At 67.5% G+C, this 18,742-nt stretch carries 22 protein-coding genes; 17 read left to right on the top strand and 5 right to left on the bottom strand.

Features of this window, described 5'->3' with window-relative positions:
- The first annotated feature begins 12 nt into the window (after positions 1 to 12).
- From thrS to OG225_RS22850, 8 genes are all read left to right on the top strand, one after another.
- On the top strand, positions 13 to 2,073 hold the full coding sequence (thrS, locus tag OG225_RS22885; RefSeq protein ID WP_405177194.1) for a threonine--tRNA ligase: 2,061 nt from the start codon (positions 13 to 15) through the stop codon (positions 2,071 to 2,073).
- Positions 2,070 to 2,675 (top strand): HIT family protein, encoded by a 606-nt coding sequence (locus OG225_RS22880; protein ID WP_405177193.1) that lies wholly within the window; start codon positions 2,070 to 2,072, stop codon positions 2,673 to 2,675. The genes thrS and OG225_RS22880 overlap by 4 nt, the downstream gene beginning before the upstream one ends.
- A gap of 88 nt (positions 2,676 to 2,763) precedes the next feature.
- Positions 2,764 to 3,474 carry a phosphatidylinositol phosphate synthase gene (gene pgsA / locus OG225_RS22875; RefSeq protein WP_405177192.1) on the top strand — a complete coding sequence of 237 codons (711 nt, stop codon included), beginning with the start codon at positions 2,764 to 2,766 and terminating at the stop codon, positions 3,472 to 3,474.
- 61 nt (positions 3,475 to 3,535) lie between these two features.
- Positions 3,536 to 4,507: a phosphatidylinositol mannoside acyltransferase gene (locus tag OG225_RS22870; RefSeq protein WP_405177191.1), complete on the top strand. Its 972-nt coding sequence runs from the start codon at positions 3,536 to 3,538 to the stop codon at positions 4,505 to 4,507.
- Positions 4,504 to 5,628, top strand: coding sequence for a glycosyltransferase family 4 protein (locus OG225_RS22865; RefSeq protein ID WP_109526792.1), 1,125 nt, complete (start codon positions 4,504 to 4,506; stop codon positions 5,626 to 5,628). Before OG225_RS22870 ends, OG225_RS22865 begins: the two co-directional genes overlap by 4 nt.
- The gene (locus OG225_RS22860; protein ID WP_216907317.1) at positions 5,628 to 6,671 is read left to right on the top strand and encodes an NUDIX domain-containing protein; all 1,044 of its coding nucleotides are present in this window, start codon (positions 5,628 to 5,630) and stop codon (positions 6,669 to 6,671) included. Before OG225_RS22865 ends, OG225_RS22860 begins: the two co-directional genes overlap by 1 nt.
- A gap of 509 nt (positions 6,672 to 7,180) precedes the next feature.
- Positions 7,181 to 8,101: a pyridoxal 5'-phosphate synthase lyase subunit PdxS gene (pdxS, locus tag OG225_RS22855; protein ID WP_216907013.1), complete on the top strand. Its 921-nt coding sequence runs from the start codon at positions 7,181 to 7,183 to the stop codon at positions 8,099 to 8,101.
- A gap of 261 nt (positions 8,102 to 8,362) precedes the next feature.
- Positions 8,363 to 8,863 carry a hypothetical protein gene (locus tag OG225_RS22850; protein WP_216907011.1) on the top strand — a complete coding sequence of 167 codons (501 nt, stop codon included), beginning with the start codon at positions 8,363 to 8,365 and terminating at the stop codon, positions 8,861 to 8,863.
- Between the two features lie 197 nt (positions 8,864 to 9,060).
- Here OG225_RS22850 and OG225_RS22845 read toward each other — a convergent pair whose 3' ends face one another.
- The gene (locus OG225_RS22845) at positions 9,061 to 9,693 is read right to left on the bottom strand and encodes a hypothetical protein (RefSeq protein ID WP_405177190.1); all 633 of its coding nucleotides are present in this window, start codon (positions 9,691 to 9,693) and stop codon (positions 9,061 to 9,063) included.
- 146 nt (positions 9,694 to 9,839) lie between these two features.
- Between OG225_RS22845 and OG225_RS22840 the strand changes: the two genes are divergently transcribed.
- The 3 genes from OG225_RS22840 (at position 9,840) to OG225_RS22830 (ending at position 12,297) form a co-directional block, all read left to right on the top strand.
- Positions 9,840 to 10,661 carry an acyl-CoA thioesterase gene (locus OG225_RS22840; RefSeq protein ID WP_405177189.1) on the top strand — a complete coding sequence of 274 codons (822 nt, stop codon included), beginning with the start codon at positions 9,840 to 9,842 and terminating at the stop codon, positions 10,659 to 10,661.
- A 58-nt stretch (positions 10,662 to 10,719) separates the two neighbouring features.
- The gene (pdxT, locus tag OG225_RS22835) at positions 10,720 to 11,382 is read left to right on the top strand and encodes a pyridoxal 5'-phosphate synthase glutaminase subunit PdxT (protein ID WP_405177188.1); all 663 of its coding nucleotides are present in this window, start codon (positions 10,720 to 10,722) and stop codon (positions 11,380 to 11,382) included.
- 159 nt (positions 11,383 to 11,541) lie between these two features.
- Positions 11,542 to 12,297 carry a YebC/PmpR family DNA-binding transcriptional regulator gene (locus tag OG225_RS22830; RefSeq protein ID WP_216907003.1) on the top strand — a complete coding sequence of 252 codons (756 nt, stop codon included), beginning with the start codon at positions 11,542 to 11,544 and terminating at the stop codon, positions 12,295 to 12,297.
- 51 nt (positions 12,298 to 12,348) lie between these two features.
- Here OG225_RS22830 and OG225_RS22825 read toward each other — a convergent pair whose 3' ends face one another.
- Positions 12,349 to 12,852: an SRPBCC family protein gene (locus OG225_RS22825; protein ID WP_405177187.1), complete on the bottom strand. Its 504-nt coding sequence runs from the start codon at positions 12,850 to 12,852 to the stop codon at positions 12,349 to 12,351.
- Positions 12,849 to 13,214 (bottom strand): metalloregulator ArsR/SmtB family transcription factor, encoded by a 366-nt coding sequence (locus OG225_RS22820; RefSeq protein ID WP_405177186.1) that lies wholly within the window; start codon positions 13,212 to 13,214, stop codon positions 12,849 to 12,851. The genes OG225_RS22825 and OG225_RS22820 overlap by 4 nt, the downstream gene beginning before the upstream one ends.
- Before the next feature lie 73 nt (positions 13,215 to 13,287).
- Here OG225_RS22820 and OG225_RS22815 point away from each other — a divergent pair, with 73 nt between their 5' ends.
- The 6 genes from OG225_RS22815 to OG225_RS22790 all read left to right on the top strand — a co-directional run bounded on the left by OG225_RS22815 (position 13,288) and on the right by OG225_RS22790 (position 17,280).
- A complete protein-coding gene (locus OG225_RS22815; protein ID WP_405177185.1) occupies positions 13,288 to 13,803 on the top strand; it encodes an O-acetyl-ADP-ribose deacetylase in 516 nt (171 codons plus the stop codon).
- Between the two features lie 48 nt (positions 13,804 to 13,851).
- Positions 13,852 to 14,265 (top strand): MmpS family transport accessory protein, encoded by a 414-nt coding sequence (locus OG225_RS22810; protein WP_405177184.1) that lies wholly within the window; start codon positions 13,852 to 13,854, stop codon positions 14,263 to 14,265.
- A 105-nt stretch (positions 14,266 to 14,370) separates the two neighbouring features.
- Positions 14,371 to 14,964 carry a crossover junction endodeoxyribonuclease RuvC gene (ruvC, locus tag OG225_RS22805; RefSeq protein ID WP_405183339.1) on the top strand — a complete coding sequence of 198 codons (594 nt, stop codon included), beginning with the start codon at positions 14,371 to 14,373 and terminating at the stop codon, positions 14,962 to 14,964.
- Positions 14,961 to 15,563 carry a Holliday junction branch migration protein RuvA gene (gene ruvA, locus OG225_RS22800; protein ID WP_216906992.1) on the top strand — a complete coding sequence of 201 codons (603 nt, stop codon included), beginning with the start codon at positions 14,961 to 14,963 and terminating at the stop codon, positions 15,561 to 15,563. The genes ruvC and ruvA overlap by 4 nt, the downstream gene beginning before the upstream one ends.
- Positions 15,564 to 15,575: 12 nt before the next feature.
- Positions 15,576 to 16,658: a Holliday junction branch migration DNA helicase RuvB gene (gene ruvB / locus OG225_RS22795; protein ID WP_405177183.1), complete on the top strand. Its 1,083-nt coding sequence runs from the start codon at positions 15,576 to 15,578 to the stop codon at positions 16,656 to 16,658.
- A 106-nt stretch (positions 16,659 to 16,764) separates the two neighbouring features.
- On the top strand, positions 16,765 to 17,280 hold the full coding sequence (locus OG225_RS22790) for a GtrA family protein (RefSeq protein ID WP_216906988.1): 516 nt from the start codon (positions 16,765 to 16,767) through the stop codon (positions 17,278 to 17,280).
- A 33-nt stretch (positions 17,281 to 17,313) separates the two neighbouring features.
- Here OG225_RS22790 and OG225_RS22785 read toward each other — a convergent pair whose 3' ends face one another.
- Together OG225_RS22785 and OG225_RS22780 are read right to left on the bottom strand one after the other, a co-directional pair.
- Entirely contained in the window at positions 17,314 to 17,886 is a 573-nt protein-coding gene (locus OG225_RS22785; RefSeq protein WP_405183338.1) for a DivIVA domain-containing protein, read from the bottom strand.
- Between the two features lie 143 nt (positions 17,887 to 18,029).
- On the bottom strand, positions 18,030 to 18,695 hold the full coding sequence (locus OG225_RS22780; protein WP_405177182.1) for a TetR/AcrR family transcriptional regulator: 666 nt from the start codon (positions 18,693 to 18,695) through the stop codon (positions 18,030 to 18,032).
- Positions 18,696 to 18,742 lie beyond the last annotated feature (47 nt).

Genomic DNA, 18,742 nt, shown 5'->3' with positions numbered 1-18,742 from the left:
GAGTGCGCTGCCGTGACCACCTCAGCACCGATCAGCCCTGCCGCCCTCGTCCGGGTGCAGGCCGGGACGACGGCGGGCGCCGCGGTGCGGGAGGCCGGTCTGCCGACGAAGGGCCCCGACACCGTCGTCGTGGTGCGCGACGCCGAGGGCGCGCTGCGCGATCTGTCCTGGATCCCCGAGACCGACGTCGAGGTGGAGGCGGTGACCGCCGCCTCCGACGACGGCCGCAGCGTGATCAGGCATTCGGCCGCGCACGTGCTGGCCCAAGCGGTGCAGCAGGAGTTCCCCGAGGCGAAACTCGGCATCGGCCCGCCCATCAAGGACGGCTTCTACTACGACTTCCGGGTCGAACGCCCCTTCACCCCGGAGGATCTGGCGAAGCTGGAATCGCGGATGAAGAAGATCGTCAAAGGCGCGCAGCGCTTTTCGCGTCGCGTGGTCGAGGTGGACGACGCCAGGGTCGAGTTGGCGGGCGAACCGTTCAAGTTGGAGCTGATCAGCGACAAATCCGGGATCGACGATCCGGAGATCATGGAGGTCGGCGGTAAAGAGCTGACCATCTACGACAATCTCGATCCGCGTACCGGCGAGCGGATCTGGGCCGACCTGTGCCGCGGCCCGCACATCCCGACCACCAAATTCATTCCCGCCTTCAAACTCACCCGCAGCTCGGCCGCCTACTGGCGCGGTGACCAGGAGCGCGAGGATCTGCAGCGGATCTACGGCACCGCCTGGGAGTCCCAGGAGGCGATGGACGAGCACCTGCACCTGCTGGCCGAGGCCGAACGCCGCGACCACCGCAAACTGGGGCTGGAGCTGGATCTGTTCAGCTTCCCCGACGAACTCGGTTCCGGACTTCCGGTGTTCCACCCCAAGGGCGGCATCATCCGCAAGGAACTCGAGGAGTACTCGCGCCGCCGCCACGTGGCCGCCGGATACGAATTCGTCAACACCCCGCATATCACCAAGGGCCACCTGTTCGAGGTCTCCGGACACCTGGACTGGTACCGCGACGGCATGTTCCCGGCGATGCACCTCGACGCCGAACTCAACGAGGACGGCACCGTCCGCAAACCCGGCCAGGACTACTACGTCAAGCCGATGAACTGCCCGATGCACAACCTGATCTTCCGGGCGCGCGGACGGTCCTACCGGGAGCTGCCGCTGCGGCTGTTCGAATTCGGCTCGGTCTACCGCTACGAGAAGTCCGGCGTGATCCACGGACTCACCCGCGTGCGCGGCATGACCCAGGACGACGCGCACATCTACTGCACCAAGGAGCAGATGCACGCGGAGCTGACCGGCACCCTGCAATTCGTGCTCGATCTGCTGAAGGACTACGGCCTCGATGATTTCTACCTGGAGCTGTCGACCAAGGATCCGAAGAAGTTCGTCGGCTCCGACGAGATCTGGGAAGAGGCGACCGAGACCCTGTCGAAGGTCGCCTCGGCCTCGGGCCTGAACCTGGTTCCCGATCCGGGCGGCGCCGCCTTCTACGGCCCGAAGATCTCCGTGCAGGCCAAGGACGCGCTCGGGCGCACCTGGCAGATGTCGACCATCCAACTCGACTTCAACCTGCCCGAACGTTTCGACCTCGAGTACACCGCCTCCGACGGCACCAAACAGCGTCCGGTGATGATCCACCGCGCGCTGTTCGGTTCCATCGAGCGGTTCTTCGGCGTACTGACCGAGCATTACGCGGGCGCGTTCCCCGCCTGGCTCTCGCCGGTCCAGGTGGTCGGCATTCCGGTCGCCGAGGCCTTCGCGCCGCATCTGGATCTGGTCGTCGAGCGATTGCAGGACGCGGGGATCCGCGCGCAGGTCGATCGCAGCGACGACCGGATGCAGAAGAAGATCTTCAACAACACCGCCCAGAAGGTGCCGTTCATGCTGCTCGCCGGCGAGCGTGACGTGAACGCGGGCGCGGTGAGCTTCCGCTTCCGCGACGGCACCCAGGTCAACGGGGTGCCGGTGGCCGACGCGGTGGCGACGGTCATCGCGTGGATCGCCGATCGCAAGAACGCCTCGCCGACGGCGGAGGGTTTCGAGATCGTGTCGGCGGAGCGGATATGAGCGAGCGGCCCGCGCCGGACGGCTTGGAAGAACTGGACGAACTGGACGGCACCGTGGACGACGGCAGCATCGTGGACAGGGGCGCGGGCGAACCCGATCGGCTGGAACGACTCTGGACGCCGTACCGGATGTCCTATATCGCCGAGGCGGCCACCGCCCGTCCGGCGGATTCGACCGGGCATCCGTTCACCGATATCCCGATGATGTCCGACGAGGACGGCCTGATCATCGCGCGCGGCGAACTCGTCTACGCGGTACTCAACCTCTACCCGTACAACCCGGGGCACATGATGGTGGTGCCCTACCGGGTGGTCGCCAATCTGGAAGACCTCACCGACGCCGAGAGCGCCGAGTTGATGGCCTTCACCCAGCGGGCGATCCGGGTGATGAAGCGCGTGTCCAGGCCGCACGGATTCAATGTCGGACTCAATCTCGGTGGTGTGGCCGGAGGATCGCTGGCCGATCACCTGCACCAGCACATCGTGCCGCGCTGGGGCGGTGACGCCAATTTCATCACCGTCGTCGGCGGGGTCAAGGTGATGCCGCAGTTGCTACGGGAGACCAGGGCGCTACTCGCGCAGGCATGGAAGGAATCGGAGTGAGCGATCGCGTGGCCGCGGTCATCGAAGCCGCCCGGGTGCCCAACCCCTGTACACGGCCGCGCACGGTCGAGCGGGAAACGGACTAGAGGTGCTGAGCTTCTTCGGCCGCGAGGCGTTCGCGAAGGCGACGGCGCCGCTGGGCAAGGCATTGGTCAAGACGGGGCTCACTCCGGACGCGGTGACCGTCATCGGCACCACCGCCTCCATCGCGGCCGCGCTCACGCTGTTCCCCAGCGGGCACCTGTTCTGGGGCACGATGGTGATCTGGCTGTTCGTCATGTTCGACATGCTCGACGGCGCGATGGCCCGCGCGCGCGGCGGCGGCACGCGATACGGTGCGGTGCTCGACGCGACGTGCGACCGGGTCGCCGACGGTGCGATCTTCGGCGGGCTCGCGTGGTGGGCGGTCTACCACGAGAACAACAGGGCGCTGCTGTTCGCGACGCTGGTGGTCCTGGTGACCTCGCAGGTCATCTCCTACGCCAAGGCGCGCGCCGAGGCGAGCGGACTTTCCGCCGACGGCGGTCTGATCGAACGCCCGGACCGGCTGATCATCGTCCTGGTCGGCGCGGGTTTCACCGGAATCGGCGGATACTGGGATATCGAGTGGCTCACCTGGGCGGTGCACGTCGCGATGTGGATCCTGGCGGTGCTGAGCATCGTCACGGTCTTCCAGCGGGTGCTCGCGGTGCGTAATTCGCCGGGCGCGCGTGAGGTGATTCCGCCCATGAAACCGCGGGGTCCGGATACGGGAGACACGGCCTCCGGCGCGGCGGACGCGGCGGGTCAGCCGTCGTGAGATCGCCGGGCCACGGCACGGGTGGCGTCGAGACGTTCGGCGTGACAGGAGGATCCGGGGGATGAGCGAGGTCAGGGCCGTGCTGTTGGACCGGGCGTACGCGGCCGGTTGGCGGTTGGTGCGGGCGCTTCCCGAACGCACGGCGCGCACGTTGTTCGACAAGGGCGCGGACCGGGCGGTGCGCAAGGGCGGTCCGGCGCAGTTGCGGCGCAATCTGGCCCGGGTGATCGGCACCACCCCGGAGGCGGTTCCCGACGAGTTGGTGCGCGCGTCCATGCGTTCCTACGCGAGGTATTGGCGCGAGGCGTTCCGGTTGCCGTCGATGGATCACACGAAGGTGCGCTACCACGTCGGCGGCCTGGAACATCTCGACGCGGCGCTCGCGGCCGGGCGCGGGGTGATCCTGGTGCTGCCGCATTCGGGCAACTGGGATATGGCGGGCGTGTGGCTGGTGCAGAACTACCAGAGCTTCTCCACGGTCATGGAGCGACTGAAGCCGGAATCGTTGTTCGAACGTTTCGTGCGCTATCGGGAGACCCTCGGATTCGAGGTTTTCCCGCTGACCGGTGGCGAGGAACCGCCGTTCCCACAGTTGGCGGCCCGCCTTCGGGACAACAGGATCGTCTGCCTGTTGGGGGAGCGCGATCTCACCGGGCGCGGTGTGCCGGTCACCTTCTTCGGTGAGCGCACCTGGATGCCCGCGGGGGCGGCGAAACTTGCCGTGGAGACCGGGGCCGCGATGATTCCGGTGCACGCGTGGTTCACCGTCGACCCCGACGGGCGTGAGGACTGGGGTCTGAAAACCGAAGCGCCGATCGATGTCTCGCACGGGGTGGAGGTCGCGACGCAGGCGCTGGCGGACCGGTTCGCGGCCAATATCGCCGAACATCCCGCCGACTGGCATATGTTGCAGCCACTCTGGGAGGGTGACCTGTCCGCCGAGCGGCTGGCCCGTATCGCCGAGGTACGGCGTGGCGGCCGGGCCGCGGCGGGAAATCCGGTCGCCGGGGGCACAGAGGAGGGCACGCCGTGAAAATCGGGATGGTATGCCCCTATTCCTTCGACGTGCCCGGTGGTGTGCAGGCCCACGTGGTCGAACTGGCCCGCGTCTTCATCGAGCGCGGACATCGGGTGAGCGTGCTCGCACCCGCCTCCGACGGGACGCCGCTGCCGGATTTCGTCGTCTCGGCGGGCCGTGCCGTCGCGATACCGTACAACGGATCGGTGGCCAGATTGTCGTTCGGTCCCATGGCCTACACCAGGATTCGACGCTGGATCGACGGCAACGATTTCGACGTGCTGCACCTGCACGAACCCAACGCGCCCAGTCTGTCCATGCTCGCGCTCAAGATCGCCGAAGGGCCGATCGTCGCGACCTTCCACACCTCGACCACGAAATCGTTGATACTCAGCACCTTTCAGGGGGTGCTGCGGCCGTATCACGAGAAGATCAGCGGCCGGATCGCGGTGTCGGAACTGGCGAGGCGCTGGCAGGTGGAGGCACTCGGCTCCGACGCGGTGGAGATCCCCAACGGCGTCGACGTCGCCGCGTTCGCCCGCGCGCCGATGCTGCCCGGATATCCGAGGCCGGGACGGACCGTGCTGTTCCTCGGCCGCTACGACGAGCCGCGCAAGGGGATGGCGGTGCTGCTCGGCGCGCTGCCCGAGCTCGTGCGACGCCATCCCGAGCTGGAGATCCTGATCGTCGGTCGCGGTGACGAGGAGCGGCTGCGCCGTGAGGCGGGCGCGCTGGCCGGACATCTGCGTTTCCTCGGTCAGGTGACCGACGAGGAGAAGGCCTCGGCGATGCGCAGCGCCGATGTGTACGTCGCGCCCAATCTGGGCGGTGAGAGTTTCGGCATCATCCTGATCGAGGCGATGGCCGCCGGAACCCCGGTCGTGGCAGGTGAATTGGACGCCTTCCGCCGGGTACTGCGCGACGGCACCGCCGGTGTGCTCGTCCCGGTGGGGGATTCGGCCCGGCTCGCCGCCGCGATCGATTCGCTGCTCACCGATCGGGAGCGCCGCGACGAACTGGTGCGCACCGCGACCAGGGTGGTCGGCGAATACGACTGGCCGGTGGTGGCCGAACAGATCCTGCGCGTCTACGAGACCGTCGCCGTCGGAGATGTCAGGGTGCGTGCCGCAGGATGATCACGTTCTCCGCCACCACGGTCCTCGTTCTCGCGCTCATCGCGGCGGTGATCGTCGCGATCGGCATGTGGGCCTACTCCACCGCCAATCGGCTCGACCGGCTGCACGTGCGTTCGGACCAGTCCTGGCAGGCACTGGAGGGCGCGCTCGCGCGGCGCGCGGTCGTGGCCAGGGCCGTCGCGATGGCGATCGCCGGGCCGGTGTCCGATCCCGCCCTCGCCGAACAGGCCAGGGCGCTCACCGCCCTCGCCGGACGGGCCGAACGCGCCGGACGCCCCGATCGCGAGACGGTCGAGAACCAGCTCTCGGTGGCGCTGTCCGGGATCGATATCGCGCAATTGCGTCCGCAACTGGTCGCCGAACTCGCCGACGCCGAGGCCAGGGTGCTGATCGCGCGCCGCTTCCACAACGACGCCGTCCGCGACACGCTGGCGCTGCGCACCCGTCGTCCGGTGCGCATCCTGCACCTCGGCGGTACCGCGCCGCTGCCGACCTATTTCGAGATCACCGAGCGTGTCACCCCCGCCGCGTCGACCGGTCTGGCCGTCGACACCATCAGAACCTCGGCCAGGGTGGTGCTGCTCGACGAACGCGACCGGGTGCTGCTGATGCGCGGACACGACCCGGTCACCCCGGACATCTCGTTCTGGTTCACCATCGGCGGCGGGGTCGAGCCGGGGGAGACGCTGCGCGGCGCCGCGGTGCGTGAGCTCTGGGAGGAGACCGGGCACCGGGCCGATCCGGCGGCGCTGCGCGGGCCGATCTGGCGACGGGTCGCGGTGTTCCCCTTCAACGGTGAGCTGATCCGTGCCGAGGAACTGTTCTTCGCGCTGCGGGTGCCGTCCTACGAGCCCGAGCCGGGGAACCTCACCGCGATCGAACGCCGGTCCATCACCGGTCACCGGTGGTGCGCCCCCGCCGACATCCTCGCGCTCGAGGCGTCGGGGGAGATCGTCTACCCCTATCACCTGGACGAATTGCTCACCGAGGCCGTCGCCGCGTCCTCGGGTGCGTCGGATCCGGAAGTGCGTTCGATCCGGTAGCGTCGGATCGACCACTGTGATGTGATTCACTATCGTGATAACTTCGTGACTGGATCGCGCTCGCACGGGTAGCCCTGTTGTCAGGACGACACCGGAATGTCCGGTGTCGGCGCTCCCCGACGAGGTGGGGCGGGTCCAGTGAGGTGGAGGTAACTCATTCATGTCGTACCTGCTGTTCGATTTCCTGCTGCCGCTCATCGGAGCCGAGGGCGCGGAGTACTGGGCGAAGCTGCTGGTCGTCGATCCGATCTGACCGAACCGGTGTAGCTGACGGTTCGCTTGCGGGACAAGCGGATTCGTTCGGCGATCGTCGGTCGCGGTGCGATCCATGCGGCCGGGGTCCGTGGCTGCCGCTCGCCCCGGAGAGGTCCACCGCGGCCTCGCGCCGGGGGTTTCGTCGCTCGCGCCCCGCGCCGACCAGACCAGTGGTCCGCAACTGGCTATCAAGTGGCATTTCCGGCACGCCTAGAATTGGGTCGATTTCCATCCGAGCGACCCGATTGGCGCCAATGACCCAGGAGTTAGCCGTGACCACGCCCGAAACCACCAACACCGTCGGCACCGCCCGCGTGAAGCGCGGAATGGCCGAGATGCTCAAGGGTGGGGTGATCATGGATGTCGTCACCGCCGAGCAGGCCAAGATCGCCGAAGACGCGGGCGCTGTCGCGGTGATGGCGCTCGAGCGGGTTCCGGCCGATATCCGGGCCCAGGGCGGCGTCTCCCGGATGAGCGATCCGGACATGATCGAGGGGATCATCGCCGCGGTCTCCATCCCGGTGATGGCGAAGGTCCGCATAGGCCATTTCGTGGAGGCCCAGATCCTGCAGAGCCTCGGCGTCGACTACATCGACGAGTCCGAGGTGCTGACCCCCGCCGACTACGAGAACCACATCGACAAGTGGAACTACACGATTCCGTTCGTGTGCGGCGCCACCAATCTCGGTGAGGCGCTGCGTCGCATCACCGAGGGCGCGGCGATGATCCGGTCGAAGGGGGAGGCGGGCACCGGTGACGTGTCCAACGCCACCACCCACATGCGCCGGATCCGCCAGGAGATCCGCAAACTCTCGTCGCTGCCCGCCGACGAACTGTTCGTCGCCGCGAAGGAGTTGCAGGCGCCCTACGAACTCGTGCGTGAGATCGCCGAAACCGGCAAGCTGCCGGTCGTTCTGTTCACCGCTGGCGGTATCGCCACCCCCGCCGACGCCGCCATGATGATGCAACTCGGCGCGGAAGGCGTCTTCGTCGGCTCCGGCATCTTCAAATCCGGCAATCCGGCCGAGCGTGCCGCCGCCATCGTCAAGGCCACCACCTTCTACGACGATCCGGATGTGCTCGCCAAGGTGTCGCGCGGTCTCGGTGAGGCGATGGTCGGCATCAACGTCGAGGAGATCGCCCAGCCGCACCGGCTGGCCGAGCGCGGCTGGTAGTCCGCGCGACGATCTCAGCGAAACGACCGTCGATCATCGGCGGTCGTTTCGCCGTTTCCGGCGCGAGTGTGGCGGTGCGGGAACGATTTCGAGGCGCGGCCGACGCTGTCGCGGGCCGACTCTTCGGACAGGCACATCGGAGCCTTACCGTTCCCACAGAACCGCTGGATAGCTTCGGATCCGGTGCCGTGGACATCCGGTGACGTTCACCCCGGACGTCGCGGCACGAGTTTCGGACCGACGAACGCAAAGGACGAGCAGTTGAAGCTTCGTAAGACCGGACGTATCGCGATAGCGAGCCTGGCCGTCACCGCCGCGCTCGGCCTCACCGCCTGCGGCACCGACGACAGCTCGAACAACGCCGAGTCCGCACGCGCCTCGACCAGCGCCAAGGTCGCCGCGCCGACCGCCGACCTCCCGCCGACTCCCACCCCCGCCGCGTTGAACGCGGAACTGCAGAAGGCGCTCGATCCGAGTATCCCGTCCTCGGAGAAGCTGGAGATGGTGCAGGGCGTCGAGGCCGATCCCGACCTACCCAACCGCCTCGCCGAGGCGTACAAGAGCACCGACGCGAAGGTCGAGATCACCGAGGTCACCGCGTTCGGCGACACCCTCAACGCCAAGGCGAAGCTGATTCTGAACGGCCAGGAGAACATCGCCGACGTCCCGTTCGTCGCGGAGAACGGCACGTGGAAGGTGCAGAAGGCGTGGGCGTGCACGATGCTGACCAACTTGGGTCAGCAGTCGGTCGCCTGTAGCTGATCCGAGCGCGGTCCCGGCCGTGTCATGTACGTGTGGTGCGATACATCTTCCTACTAGGATATGCGCATCAATGCATGATCCCCTCGGTGGCATCGCCATCGATGCCGAGGCTGCACCCCGCGTTCGAGAACGAGCGGCGGTCGGTCACCGAAGTCGAAGCCCGGCGAGCCCCCGGCGTCGAGAGTCCCCGGCGGTGATCACCGCCGGTTCTCTCCACGGGGTGGGTCCAGCAGCGCGGGCCGGTCCGGATGGTCCCATCGCACCGAGAAATCCGCGGTGACCGGATTCTCCCGCCGATACCGCAGCAGGGGCTCGATGGTCCAGTGCTCGGAGTCCGGGGTCCTGCGGCGAAGCGCGGCCTCGGACATGTCGAGCCGAACGGTCAGATCGAAGTCCAGATCGCGCCCGAGCAGCATCGGGCCCGCGACGACGAGCACGGTGCCGGGACGCGCGTGCCGGATCGGCGTTCGCGCGGAACGATCGTCGCGTTCGTTCCACAGCGCGGGCAGCCAGCGGTCGTCGTCGCGCAACGCGTCGAGAACTTCGCGCCGTAACGCGGCGTAATCGAACCACGCCGTGCGATAGGACATTTCGTCGTCGCGGCCGAATTCGAGCCGCAGTGAGGCCGGGCGGACGAAATCGTGCAGCGCGACGACGTCCGCGCCGCGCCCGACCTCGCGCAGGGAGTCGGCGAAACGCCGCGCGAGCGCGACCGGATCCGCGGCGTCGGCCCCGTCGACGGCGATCACCGTGTGCCCGGTTCGATCGATGACGGCGGCGGTGACCGATTCGGCCAGTCGGTCCTGGGTGATCGCAACGAAATTCGGCACCCGACCATCAGAACAAAGGAACTTCCCGGTGACGCGGGCGGCACTCCCGATCCCGGCGCGAGGGTTGCGGTGTGATCGCCGCCCCAGCGGCCGACCGAGGTGAACGCGCCACGGCGGGCTAATCCACGGCGGGCTAATCTCAGCCCATGGCGACAATCGAAGAGGCGCTCGAGATCGAACGGCTGGAGCGGGACATCTTCCGTGGTGCGTCCACGAAGACCCAGTTGGAGCGCACGTTCGGCGGACAGGTCGCGGGTCAGGCGCTGGTGGCGGCGGTGCGCACCGTCGAACCGCGTTACCAGGTGCATTCCCTGCACGGCTACTTCCTGCGGCCGGGCAACCCCCAGGAACGCACCGTGTACCTGGTCGAGCGGATCCGTGACGGCCGGTCCTTCTGCACCCGCCGGGTCACCGGTGTCCAGGACGGCGACGCGATCTTCACGATGTCGGCCTCGTTCCACGTCGGTGACGCTGGTCCCACGCACCAGGACGTGATGCCGGTGGTGAAACTGCCCGACGAACTCTCCGATGTGCAGTTCGGCCTGAGCCCGGAGCGGCTGTGGGCGATGCGCGAATGGGAACACTGGGATGTCCGCCCGGTGCCCCTGGACGAGGTGCCCGCGCGGGACGGTGTCGTCTCCCCGCAGCAGGTCTGGTTCCGCTACCGGCACGCGCTGCCCGACGACCCGCTGTTCCACGTCTGCACTCTCGCCTACATGAGCGATATGACGCTGCTCGGTTCCTCCAAGGTGATCCACCCGGACGAGCCGACCCAGAACGCTTCGCTCGACCACGCCATGTGGTTCCTGCGCCCGTTCCGCGCCGACGACTGGCTGCTCTACGACCAGTCCTCGCCCTCGGCAAGTTTCGGCCGGGGTCTCACCGGCGGCAAGATCTTCAATCGCCGGGGCGAACTGGTCGCCGCTGTCGTCCAGGAAGGTCTGATCCGCAACCTGCGCGAGGACTGAGTATCGGCGGCGTCACCGTGAGCGGGGACACAGCGACGCTGCTCGTAAGCTCTGCGAGGTGAACGCATCCTCGGTCACCGAACCCGCCGTCGATACCGCCGCGCCGACCTCGCGCCCTACGGTCGGAGTGCTGGCCCTGCAGGGTGACGTGCGCGAACATATGGCGGCCCTGACCCATTGCGGCGCCGACCCCGTGCTGGTGCGCAGGGAATCGGAGCTGGCCGCCGTCGACGGACTCGTGCTGCCGGGTGGTGAGTCGACCACGATCAGCAAACTGCTGACCGTTTTCGAACTGCTCGAGCCGCTGCGCGCCCGGCTGCGAAACGGTATGCCCGCCTTCGGTTCCTGCGCGGGCATGATCCTGCTGGCCTCGGAGGTGCTCGACACCCGACCCGATGCCGAACATCTTTCCGGCGTCGATATGACAGTGCGCCGCAACGCCTTCGGACGTCAGGTCGACTCGTTCGAGACCGATCTCGACTTCGCGGGCCTGGACGACGGGCCGATGCGCGCGGTGTTCATCCGCGCGCCGTGGGTCGAGCGGGCCGGGCCCGGGGTCGACGTGCTCGCGACCGTGCCGAGCGGACCGTGCGCGGGCCGGATCGTCGCCGTGCGCGAGGGCAATGTGCTCGCCACCTCGTTCCACCCGGAGGTGACCGGTGATCTGCGGGTACACGGCATGTTCGTCGATATCGTGCGCGCCGCGCGATCGGGCGGCTGAGTGGCCGGTGTGGGCGGCGGACGGATCGGGCCGGACGGCGTCCATTAGGCTGGTGGAGTTGTCCGTTCGGCCGCGACGGCCGAAACCTCCGGGTTCGCCGCTGCGCCGCGGGTAACGCACCGACGTCCAGACGCGCTACCGACCTGAAGGAAGTAGGGAATGAGCGGCCACTCCAAATGGGCCACCACCAAGCACAAGAAGGCCGCGATCGACGCCAAGCGGGGAAAACTCTTCGCGAAGCTGATCAAGAACATCGAGGTCGCGGCTCGAACCGGTGGCGGTGACCCGGATGGCAACCCGACGCTGTACGACGCCATCCAGAAGGCGAAGAAGTCGTCGGTCCCGAACGACAACATCGAACGTGCCCGTAAGCGCGGCGGTGGTGAAGAGGCGGGCGGCGCCGACTGGCAGACGATCATGTACGAGGGTTACGGCCCCAACGGTGTCGCGGTCCTGATCGAATGCCTCACCGACAACCGCAATCGCGCCGCGGGCGAGGTCAGGGTCGCGATGACCCGCAACGGCGGCAATATGGCCGATCCGGGTTCGGTCGCCTACCTGTTCCACCGCAAGGGCATCGTCACGCTGGAGAAGAACGGTCTCTCCGAGGACGACGTGCTGCTGGCGGTACTCGACGCGGGTGCCGAAGAGGTCAACGACCTCGGTGACGGCTTCGAGGTCGTCAGCGAGCCGACCGATCTGATTCCGGTCCGCAAGGCGTTGCAGGCCGCGGGCATCGACTACGACTCCGCCGAGTCCGGTTTCCAGCCCTCGGTGAGCGTGCCGGTCGACGTCGACGGGGCCCGCAAGGTCTTCAAACTGGTCGACGCGCTGGAGGACAGCGACGACGTGCAGAACGTCTACACCAATGTCGACCTGTCCGACGAGGTGCTCGCACAGCTCGACGAGGACTGATCACGCTCGAACCGGGGCGGTCCGCACGGCGCGGACCGCCCCGGTTCGCGTCTATTCCGGGGTGAGGCCCTCGTAGTAGGCGCGCATCGACGGGAAGTAGTCGTCGAAGTCGGGTGGTTGCGCGCCGTCGCGCGCGGTGCCGAACAGGTCGAGGTAGTACTCCCAGCCGGGACCGACGTGCGAGACCATCCCGAGTTCTTTCGGGCTGTTCAGGTGCTGGGTGAACCGCAGTTCGGTGCCCCCGCCCGATTCGGTGAGCGCGAATTCGAGGAACCACGAACCCTCCTCGTCGACGGCCGAGATCTCCAGCCGCCGCGGCGGTTCGCACGCGCCGATGCGCATCTCTGTCCACGGTTCGCCCTCCTCGAAGGCCATCTGGACCTTGATCATCCGGCCGGGGCCCGCCTGCCCTTCCCAAGGGCCGTACCACCGCGCGGTGCGCTCGGATTCGGTCAGGCTCGCCCAGACGTCCTCGATCGGGGCTCTGTAGCTGCGTCGCAGGACCAGGTCGGCGCCCGCCTCGGTGCCGAACAGTCGGCCGGAAGGTGTGGTCATGCCGTGTTCTCCTTCGTCGTATCCGGGTCGACCGCTGCGGCGCGGTGTTCGCGCCTGGTCCGGTAGACCTCGGTCTCCAATGCGTCGAGATGCCCGGACCAGGTGTCCGCGCGCGTGATCGCGGCGATCCAGTCCGCGAGTTCGGTCAACGCCGCCCGATCGAGCGTGTAGTAGCGCTGCCTGCCTTCCAGTTCGTCGCGCACGAGACCGCTTTCGCGCAGCACCCGCAGATGCCTGCTGATCGCGGGCCTGCTGATCCGGAATTCCGCCGCGATGGCGCCCGCGGTGAGCCGGTTCGCGCGCAGCAGTTCCAGGATCCGCCGCCGGACCGGATCGGCGATCGCTCCAGCCACCTCGTCCACGACAGAAGCGTAACCACTTGGTTACCTTTTGTCGAGGGTGTCCGCCCGCGATGTCGGTCGGCAGAATGGGGTCATGGTCTCTGTGACGCTCGTCCGCGGTGACATCACCGAACAATCCGTCGACGCCGTGGTCAACGCCGCGAATTCCTCGCTGCTCGGCGGCGGGGGAGTGGACGGCGCGATCCATCGGAAAGGCGGGCCGGAAATCCTCGCCGCGTGCAGGGCTTTGAGAGCTTCTCACTACGGCAAGGGTTTACGGACCGGACAGGCCGTCGCCACCACCGCGGGACGGCTGCCCGCCCGCTGGGTGATCCACACCGTCGGTCCGGTGTGGTCGGCCACCGAGGACCGCTCCGATCTGCTCGCCTCCTGCTATCACGAATCCTTGCGTGTAGCAGACGAATTGGGTGCCGAGACGGTCGCGTTCCCGGCCATCTCCACCGGAATCTACGGCTGGCCCATCGACGACGGTGCGCGCATCGCGATCGACACCGTTCGATCGACCCCGACGGCGGTGCGCGAAATACGTCTTGTTGTGTTCGACCACAACGCTTTTGGAATATTCGAAGATCAACTCTCGGCCACGTGACGCCGGGGTAGAGTCGCCTCGATCGAGTGGAGCGCAGGGAGGAACTCGATGGAGAACCGCAATACGCCACGTCAACTCGAACGAGCACAGGATTCGCCGCGCAACCCGCTTACGCGGGTAATCGTGATCGCCGCTGCCGCCGTCGTCCTCGTGATCGCGGGGGTCGGAATCCTCTTCGCCGTCGGTGGCGGCGAGGAGGACACGGTCACCTATGTCTACGAGGTCTCCGGAACCGCGGAAACCGCCCATATCAGCTACAACGTCGGTACCGACAAGCTCACCGAGGTCCCCGGTGCCGCGCTGCCGTGGCGGCAGTCGATCACCGACTCGGCCGGTTGGGCGGGCATCAGGGTCAAGTCCGGCACCGATACCGGCAAGATCACCTGCCGAATCCTGCTGGGCGGCAGGGTCGTCGACGAGGAGACGGCCATCGGCTCCGCGACCTGCACCTACGCGGACTGACCGCGCACGACCCGTCCCGGCCGGTCGTCCGTGTCGTTGGTGACCCGCCCGAACCCCATCCACTAGACTCTCGAACAGTTGTTCGTGTCTGCGAGAGGGGTTTTCGTGCGGGTGATGGGCGTCGACCCCGGGCTCACCCGGTGCGGGCTCAGCATGGTGGACGGCGGCGTCGGACGGAAGGTCACCGCCATCGCCGTCGACGTCGTCCGGACACCGCCCGAACTCGATCTGGCGCATCGCCTGCTCCAGGTCGCCGACGCCGCCGAGTCCTGGATGGACACCCACCGGCCCGAGGCGGTGGCCATCGAACGCGTCTTCGCCCAGCACAATGTGCGGACCGCGATGGGTACCGCGCAGGCGGGCGGGGTGATCGCGCTCGCGGCCGCGCGCCGGGGCATCCCGGTGGCGTTCCATACCCCGAGCGAGGTGAAGGCGGCGGTCACCGGCAGCGGCACCGCGGACAAGGCGCAGGTGACGGCGATGGTCACCCGGATCCTCGGACTCGCGGTCGCGCCGAAACCCGCCGACGCGGCCGATGCGCTCGCCCTGGCGATCTGTCATTGTTGGCGGGCGCCGCTGCTGGCCCGGATGGCCGCGGTCGAGGCGCAGGCCGCCGCGGCACAGCGGCGGTACACCGAACGGCTCGCCGCCCAACAGGCACAGCGGCTCGCCGAACAACGGAAGGTGGTGGGCGGGTGATCGCGTCGGTACGCGGTGAGGTGCTCGAGGTCGCGCTCGACCACGTGGTGATCGAGGCGGCCGGGGTGGGCTACCGGCTCAACGCCACACCCGCCACCCTGGCCACGCTGACCCGTGGCGAGGACACCCGGCTCTACACCTCGATGATCGTCCGCGAGGATTCGATGACCCTGTTCGGCTTCGCCGACACCGAAGCGCGCGACCTGTTCGGGCTGTTGCAGACGGTGTCCGGTGTCGGGCCACGGCTGGCCATGGCGGTACTGGCCGTGCTCGAACCGGAGGCGCTGCGCAAGGCGCTGGCCGAGAGCAATGTGGCGGCGCTGACCAGGGTGCCCGGCATCGGCAAACGCGGGGCCGAGCGCATGGTCGTCGAATTGCGCGACAAGGTGAATCTCGTTCCGGTGCAGGCGGGCCCACCCGGATCGGTGACACCGGCGATCGCCCCGGTGCGCGATCAGGTGATCGAGGCGTTGACCGGGCTCAGTTTCCCGCTCAAACAGGCCGAGCAGGCCGTCGACACCGTGCTGGCCGAACAGCCGGCCGCGGGGACCTCCGTCGCGTTGCGCGCGGCGCTGAATCTGCTCGGTAAGAACCGCTAGGCGGCAACGGATATGGAATACGAAGAGGAATCGCCCGAATCCCAGGTCACCGCGAGTTACCTGCGGTCGGACGGGGAGGTCGAGGCGAGCCTTCGCCCGAAATCGCTCGACGACTTCATCGGCCAGCAGCGTGTCCGCGAACAACTCACGCTGGTGCTGCGCGGCGCGAAGCAGCGTGGCAGCACCCCCGATCACGTGCTGCTCTCCGGACCGCCGGGACTCGGTAAGACGAGTATGGCGATGATCATCGCGGGCGAATTGGGCACGGCGCTGCGCCTGACTTCCGGTCCGGCGCTGGAACGCGCGGGCGATCTGGCCGCGATGCTGAGCAATCTGGTCGAAGGCGATGTCCTGTTCATCGACGAGATCCACCGCATCGCCCGGCCCGCCGAGGAGATGCTGTACCTGGCGATGGAGGATTTCCGGGTCGACGTCGTCGTCGGCAAAGGGCCCGGCGCCACCTCTATCCCACTCGATATCGCCCCGTTCACGCTGGTGGGCGCGACGACCAGGTCCGGCGCGCTGACCGGTCCGCTGCGCGACCGCTTCGGTTTCACCGGCCACATGGATTTCTACGAGCCGCCCGAACTGCTGCTGATCCTGCAACGCTCGGCCCAGATCCTCGGCGTCGAGATCGACGTCGAGGCCGCCGCCGAGATCGCGGGCCGTTCCCGTGGCACGCCCCGTATCGCGAACCGTCTGCTGCGCCGGGTCCGCGACTACGCCGAGGTCCGCGCCGACGGGCGGGTGAACAGGGCGATCGCCCGAGCCGCGCTCGAGGTGTACGACGTGGACACCCTCGGCCTGGACCGTCTCGACCGCGCCGTGCTCGGCGCGCTGGTCCGCAGTTTCGGTGGCGGACCCGTCGGTGTCTCCACCCTCGCGGTCGCCGTCGGCGAGGAGTCGGCGACGGTCGAGGAAGTGTGCGAACCGTTCCTCGTCCGCGCGGGGATGATCGCCCGCACGCCCAGGGGACGGGTCGCGACCGCCGCGGCCTGGGAGCATCTCGGGCTGGTTCCGCCCCCGGATCTCGTCTTCGGCGCCATCGAGGTTCGTGGCCGCGAATCCCACCCGACTCTGGATCTATTCGACTGAATCGGGCTTCGGTCCCGCTCGCACCGAGGTCGCCCGGTGTCCGATTCGACGGCGGACCTCGCAGGCCGGGCGGCCGAGTCGGGTCCGGCGGGCTAGAGTCGATCGGGTGGCGGTGGTCCAGACAGTCCTCGAGCGAGTGCCCGAGCCGGTTCGTTCCCAGCTGATCCTGCATCGGGAGAAGCTCAAGTTCGCCTTGGTCGGCGCACTGACCTGGTTCATCGATACCGGTGTGGTGTACGCGACGAAGTTGACCGTCCTGGGCGAGAAGCCGCTGACAGCACGACTTCTCGGTGTGCTGATCGCCACGATCGCGTCCTACGTGCTCAATCGCGAGTGGTCGTTCCGGACCCGCGGCGGCAGGCAGCGTCATCACGAGGCCGCGCTGTTCTTCGCCGTCAGCGCGCTCGGCATCGGTGTGACACTGCTCCCGCAGGCGATTTCGCTCTACATCTTCAATATCCGGGTGCCGCACGTCGGTCCGGTCACCCAGGCGGTCGCGAATTTCATCACCGGCCAGATCCTCGGCGTGCTGCTGGCGATGGTGTTCCGTTTCTGGGCCTTCAAGCGCTACGTCTTCCCCGACGATCTGCGCGAAGCCGAACTGCACAGCATCCAGGGCTGAATCGGGCCGCTCGCCTGTCCGCGCGAGCGATGTTCAGCGGCGCGGTCCCATATGTTCCAGCGCGATCACGACCAGGTCGAGGAAGGCGTCGACCTCGTCGCGCTGATATCCCCGCGTCCCCAGCCGCGCGTCGGTGAACTGCACCGATTGCACGTCGCCGACCGTCAGGCTGCCCGGTCCGCCGTGTACCAGGGTGGCCGCGACGAGATCGAGGAACGCGTCCACCTCTTCTTCGTTATAACCCCGGTGCCCGACCGGAGCCTGGCTGAATCGCATCAGGTGCACGTCGTCGAAGGTGAGCAGCGGGGCGGGGCGATCCGATCCGCTTCCGCCCGCGGGCACCGGCCGTAGCCCGCGCTGGCGATATTCGAGTTCGACGCGCACCCGGTCGAGGAATTCGTCGACCTGATCGGCCTGATATCCGCGCCCGCCGAAGCGGGGGACGTCGAAGACGACATTGCGCACGGTGTCGGCGGTCATCGAGCCTCGCCCGTCCAGTGTCGCCGCGACCAACTCCAGAAAGGTGTCCACCTCGTCCGCGTCGTAACCGCGATGGCCCACCGATGGCATGGCGAAGTGGATCCGGCTCACATCCTCGGGAGTCATCACCCGCGATATTGTGTCAGGCTCGTCATCCGAGGCCGATCGGTTGGCTGTATTTCGTACTGCACGGTCTCTTGTGAACATTTCGCCCCCATGCGAACCGGTCCTGCCTGTGTCCACACTGTAGCTCTCACCGGCCCGGCTCCTCAGTCCTTGCGAACACCGTCGATGAGCAATCTGCGGATGGCCGCGTTCAGCGCGGCTATCGCCGAATCGTCCGGATCGCGCAGTCCGTGCACGATGCCCGCGAGCAACATGCCGGTGATAGCCCGGGCGGTATTCAGCGTGTCGAGATCCTCTCGGAGATAACCGAGTTCGACTCCGTGCTCCAGATAACCCGCGGTGAGGGTGTCGGCGGTGTCCAGTAGCCCATACAGCCGCGCGGTCAGTTCGTCGTCGATTCCCGTCGCGTGGAAGAGCAACAACTGGGCGACCCGCCGATCCTCGACGAGTATGTGCGTCAGCGCGACGCCGATCCGGTCGATCTGCGCGCGGTATTCATCGAGTGTGGTCGCGGCGTCCGGGGCGTTCTCGGTGCCGAGCGCGCCGACGATACGCGCGGCCAGATCGTCGATGACGTGGTCGATGATGTCGCGCTTGTTGCTGAAGTAGCGATAGAACGTGCCGTGGCCGATACCGAGTTCGGTGGCGATATCGGCGATTCCGGTGGCGTGATAGCCGCGTTCCGCGAACTGGACGAAGGCGGTGTCGATGATGTCCTGGCGCAATTCGGCTTTGCGTCGTTCGGCCCGCGTCGGTGGCTTCGTCACCAGGCCGATGATACAGTCGTCAGCAACGGAATGATGCGTCATTCTGTGATGAATGATTCAGCCAAGACTGGATCCCTGACGGTTGATTC

The sequence above is a fragment of the Nocardia sp. NBC_01377 genome (assembly GCF_045040005.1).
Taxonomy (GTDB): domain Bacteria; phylum Actinomycetota; class Actinomycetes; order Mycobacteriales; family Mycobacteriaceae; genus Nocardia; species Nocardia noduli.
This window is presented reverse-complemented; position numbering and strand designations above follow the sequence as displayed.

Excerpts from the sequence above, each read along its gene's own strand:
- OG225_RS22880 (WP_405177193.1), top strand. The coding sequence starts at position 2,070 with ATGAGCGAGCGGCCCGCGCCGGACGGCTTGGAAGAACTGGACGAACTG.
- OG225_RS22870 (WP_405177191.1), top strand. The coding sequence starts at position 3,536 with ATGAGCGAGGTCAGGGCCGTGCTGTTGGACCGGGCGTACGCGGCCGGT.
- pdxS (WP_216907013.1), top strand. The coding sequence starts at position 7,181 with ATGACCCAGGAGTTAGCCGTGACCACGCCCGAAACCACCAACACCGTC.
- OG225_RS22840 (WP_405177189.1), top strand. The coding sequence starts at position 9,840 with ATGGCGACAATCGAAGAGGCGCTCGAGATCGAACGGCTGGAGCGGGAC.
- OG225_RS22830 (WP_216907003.1), top strand. The coding sequence starts at position 11,542 with ATGAGCGGCCACTCCAAATGGGCCACCACCAAGCACAAGAAGGCCGCG.
- OG225_RS22825 (WP_405177187.1), bottom strand. The coding sequence starts at position 12,852 with ATGACCACACCTTCCGGCCGACTGTTCGGCACCGAGGCGGGCGCCGAC.
- OG225_RS22815 (WP_405177185.1), top strand. The coding sequence starts at position 13,288 with ATGGTCTCTGTGACGCTCGTCCGCGGTGACATCACCGAACAATCCGTC.
- OG225_RS22810 (WP_405177184.1), top strand. The coding sequence starts at position 13,852 with ATGGAGAACCGCAATACGCCACGTCAACTCGAACGAGCACAGGATTCG.
- ruvB (WP_405177183.1), top strand. The coding sequence starts at position 15,576 with ATGGAATACGAAGAGGAATCGCCCGAATCCCAGGTCACCGCGAGTTAC.
- OG225_RS22785 (WP_405183338.1), bottom strand. The coding sequence starts at position 17,886 with ATGACTCCCGAGGATGTGAGCCGGATCCACTTCGCCATGCCATCGGTG.
- OG225_RS22780 (WP_405177182.1), bottom strand. The coding sequence starts at position 18,695 with ATGACGCATCATTCCGTTGCTGACGACTGTATCATCGGCCTGGTGACG.